This window comes from Vallitalea sp. (assembly GCF_025211055.1).
Taxonomy (GTDB): Bacteria; Bacillota; Clostridia; order Lachnospirales; family Vallitaleaceae; genus Vallitalea.
In genome coordinates this window covers 1-3,632 of record NZ_JAOARO010000091.1, presented here as the reverse complement: position 1 = coordinate 3,632, position 3,632 = coordinate 1, and the positions used below count along the sequence as shown (strand labels likewise).

The following is a 3,632-nucleotide window of genomic DNA, read 5'->3' as shown; positions in this document are numbered from 1 at the left end:
TTATTATGTCTATAATGGTCATTCTGATGTGGTAGGACTAGTAGATGAAGATGGAAAGGTAGTAAATAGGTATTCCTATGATGAATGGGGAAACCTCATGGCATCAAAGGAAGAGATAGACAATCCTATAAGGTACTCAGGGGAGTACTATGATGAGGAAACAGGACTATATTATCTAAGAGCAAGATATTATGACCCTACTATTGGCAGGTTTATAAGTGAGGATAGTTATGAGGGAAGTGTAACAAATCCACTGAGTCTAAATCAATATACCTATACATTTAATAATCCACTGATTTACGTTGACCCAAGTGGTCATAATGCAATAGATATTGTTGCAGGATGGGCATATGCTACTGATGAAGATTGGTTTGCTGGGGCAGCTCAGGGAATTACAGGTAAATCAGCTTCTGATTATATGTATAATGAGGACTTCTATGATGCTTATGTTGCGGCTAAGATTACAAATAAGGCCTATTCAGCCTATTCAATTGGTTCATCTTTAGGGAATATAGCAGGTGGTGCTAGAGGACTTGCCACTGAAACAGGTCAAGTTATAACTTCAGCTGGGGCAATAGTAAAAGAAGAAGGATTACACTTAGCTGCTCAAACGAATGCTTTTTTCAGTAAGTTCAATGGTGGACAATCTGTGAACAGTGGGAGAAAAGGTAAGAATAGTCAATTAACACCTAGGCAACTAAATAAATACAAAGAAGAAGTGTTAAATGGAAATGATATAGAATTTAAAACAAGAGAAGAAGCTATTGAATTCGTTAATAAGAAATTTCATGATTTTTCTGAAGAAGTAGCTGGAAGTAGAAGTGCTAAGGGGTGGCATTTTGATAGTCATCCTATTAATGGAAGTGAAAATGCAATTGACCATATCAATATTTACAGTAAAAAGCAGAAATTTAGAGTTCACATTACATGGAGGGATTAGATGGAAAAAATTATTATAAGGAAGAAAGTTATAAGCAAAGGACATGTTTCATCAAACTTTATTAGACTAACAGCAGATTATGATTTTAAGTCTATTGATGAATTTATTGAAAAATATAGTTTAAAGAAGATTATGAATGACTTATTTGAGGAAGACATTAGTTTAGAGTCTTTAAATCATACTATACTTTATGAAAAATACAATCAAATTCTTTTGGATGGAAAGGAAAATGAATATTTTGAAGTAATGTATAAGTTGGATGAAGAATTTGGTGTTTCTCTTACGGCAAATATCTATATGTATCATCTAGTTCCTTCAATTAAAATTAAGAATCAAGAGTTTGTTCCTTGGAGCTATGTAGATAGTAAGATTTATGCTGGTGATACTTGGTGGGAAGAAGATGAAGATATTTTGAAAGATATAAAAAACATATCTATTTTAGAATTTATTAAAAAATATAAAGCATATTAGCTGCATAAATCAATAAATTGTTACTTCATTAAAACTATCAAACGTAGTGGTGTAAGAGTAAATTATGATTTTTATTAGGTCATAGTGTTTTTGAAAAGGAAAACATAACTGCATAATCTAAATTCTGTAGTGAGTTGCTGAAAAATAAATAATCCAAGGAAGAGGTCAACGGAAAAATCTGTTGACTTCTTTCGTGGAGAAAAACAAATAACATATGCAGAGTGAAAAATATTTGGCAAATATGGGACAAAAATCTCTAAGGGATACTTTCCCCTATACCATCGGTAAGGAGCTTTAGCGTGCGGCAATAAACAAGACTATTATGGTAATATGTGTGAAAAATAAGTATATATCAGATATCAAATATTTTTACTCCATGGCCAAAATGGTAAAATATAAGGAAAAGGTACAGGAGGTATGGAAAATCAAGCATACCTCCAATTATAGGAAGAAAGTTATTACTTAATTAAGGATATTATAACTCTATTATTGGGAGATTTATCAGCCAGGATAGTTATGAGGGAAGTATAACGAATCCACTGAGTTACCCATACATATAACAACCCATTAGTCTATATGGACCCAAGTGAGCATATAACTACATCAGCGGATAGAAATTTTAGAAATACTGCTCGTGGTGAATTTGGACAAGAACATGGTAGAGGAATGGCATCTTTTGCTATTGGTTTTACTTATTTAGATTTAGGTAAAGATGTTGTAACAGGAGAGGAAATTAATAGGCTAATACTAGCAGGGTGTATTATAGGACCAGAAGTAACTGACCAGATATTAAGGAATGGAAGGAAAGTTGGTAATTTAATTGAGGGGACGGGTAATGTTAAAGTATATGATATAGTTACTTATAAACCTAAAAATGCTCCATTAGAAAATCATCATGGCATAATGTATGTATGGGCTAAGAATAATATTCCTGGTTATAAATCACGTGCATCAAAATCAACAACTATTGCATTAACAAAAGAACAACATAATGCAACTAAAGCAGTATATAGAGATTGGTTATTTGATAGAACAGGTAAAAAAGTTGGTGGAAAAGTGGATTGGACTAAGGTAAGTCCGCAAGAAATACAAAAATTATCGGAAGATATGTTTGATGCTGCCAATGTTCCACAATCAGCAAGAAAAGAATATTATAAAGAATTTAATAAATATATTTATCAATTACCATAATAATAGAGGTGACGGTATATAATGAAAGTACAATCATTAATTTCAAAAGTTAGAACACTATCAGATTGTGAAGTGTATCCTCCTAGTAAAGTTCCCCAAGTTGTAGAAGGATGTAAAATACCTATTGACTTACTTGAGTTCTATAAAGTTTGTGGAGGATTAAGTTTATATATGAATAGCGACTATGCTATCCATATAGTTTCATATAAAGAATTTGTATTAGCAAATCCTGTTATTGTTGGAGAGAGATGTGAATATGATATCTCTTCAGACTGGTATATAGCGGCAAGAGATGATAATGGGGATTATTTAACAATTGACTTAAATCCAAGTAGATTAGGGCGTTGCTATGATAGTTTTTGGGATAGGCATGGAGTACCTGGAGAATGCTCTATTATTGCCACTTCATTCATGGATTTATTAGAAAAGTTAATTAATAATAAAGGTAATGAATGGTATTGGATGCAAGATGATTTTAAATCTTTAGGTGATGCATATGATGGTGTAGATATAGAGTAAATGAAGTTAAAGACCTTGTTAGAGTTCGCTTTTTCAAGGTTTTTTTTATAAAATACTTGAAATTAATAGAAAGAATCATTTAGAATACTTCAAGAATTAAGGAATTTAATGATGACTAAGGAGGAATCTAAGGTATGGTATTTAGAATTTAAGAAGGAGTTTTGATGTTTATATTTATATGTGGATTGTCAACACTTTTTAGGACACTTTTTTATCGAACATCATTAATCTATATTCTACATTCTACAGGGATTAGGTAATCTAACGACCCATGTATCCTGTGGTTATTATACCAATTTACGTAATCAAACAATTCGCATTCTAGTTGTTCAAAACTTTCGAATATTCTATTAAAAGCAAACTCTGTTTCTATCACTTTAAATGCAGCTTCTGCTACAGCATTATCAAAAGGACAGCCCTTTTTACTCAATGAACGTTGAATTTCAAAAGTGTTTAATAATTTATCTATAGCCTTATTTTTAAATTCATTTCCCCTATCTGTATGTAATAT

At 31.6% G+C, this 3,632-nt stretch carries 4 protein-coding genes and 1 pseudogene; 4 read left to right on the top strand and 1 reads right to left on the bottom strand.

Features of this window, described 5'->3' with window-relative positions; all coding sequences use genetic code 11:
- The 4 genes from N4A55_RS14435 to N4A55_RS14420 all read left to right on the top strand — a co-directional run.
- Positions 1–940: RHS repeat-associated core domain-containing protein (locus tag N4A55_RS14435; RefSeq protein ID WP_293757603.1), on the top strand; the 940-nt coding region annotated here is incomplete at its 5' end.
- Complete coding sequence (locus N4A55_RS14430; protein ID WP_293757601.1) at positions 941–1,411, top strand: hypothetical protein; 471 nt, start codon at positions 941–943, stop codon at positions 1,409–1,411. It begins immediately after the preceding gene.
- Between the two features lie 576 nt (positions 1,412–1,987).
- Entirely contained in the window at positions 1,988–2,602 is a 615-nt protein-coding gene (locus tag N4A55_RS14425; protein WP_293757599.1) for a hypothetical protein, read from the top strand.
- Between the two features lie 21 nt (positions 2,603–2,623).
- A complete protein-coding gene (locus tag N4A55_RS14420; protein WP_293757597.1) occupies positions 2,624–3,121 on the top strand; it encodes an SMI1/KNR4 family protein in 498 nt (165 codons plus the stop codon).
- A gap of 198 nt (positions 3,122–3,319) precedes the next feature.
- Here the strand turns inward: N4A55_RS14420 and N4A55_RS14415 are convergent.
- Positions 3,320–3,632: pseudogene (locus N4A55_RS14415) on the bottom strand (transposase); the annotation flags it as partial.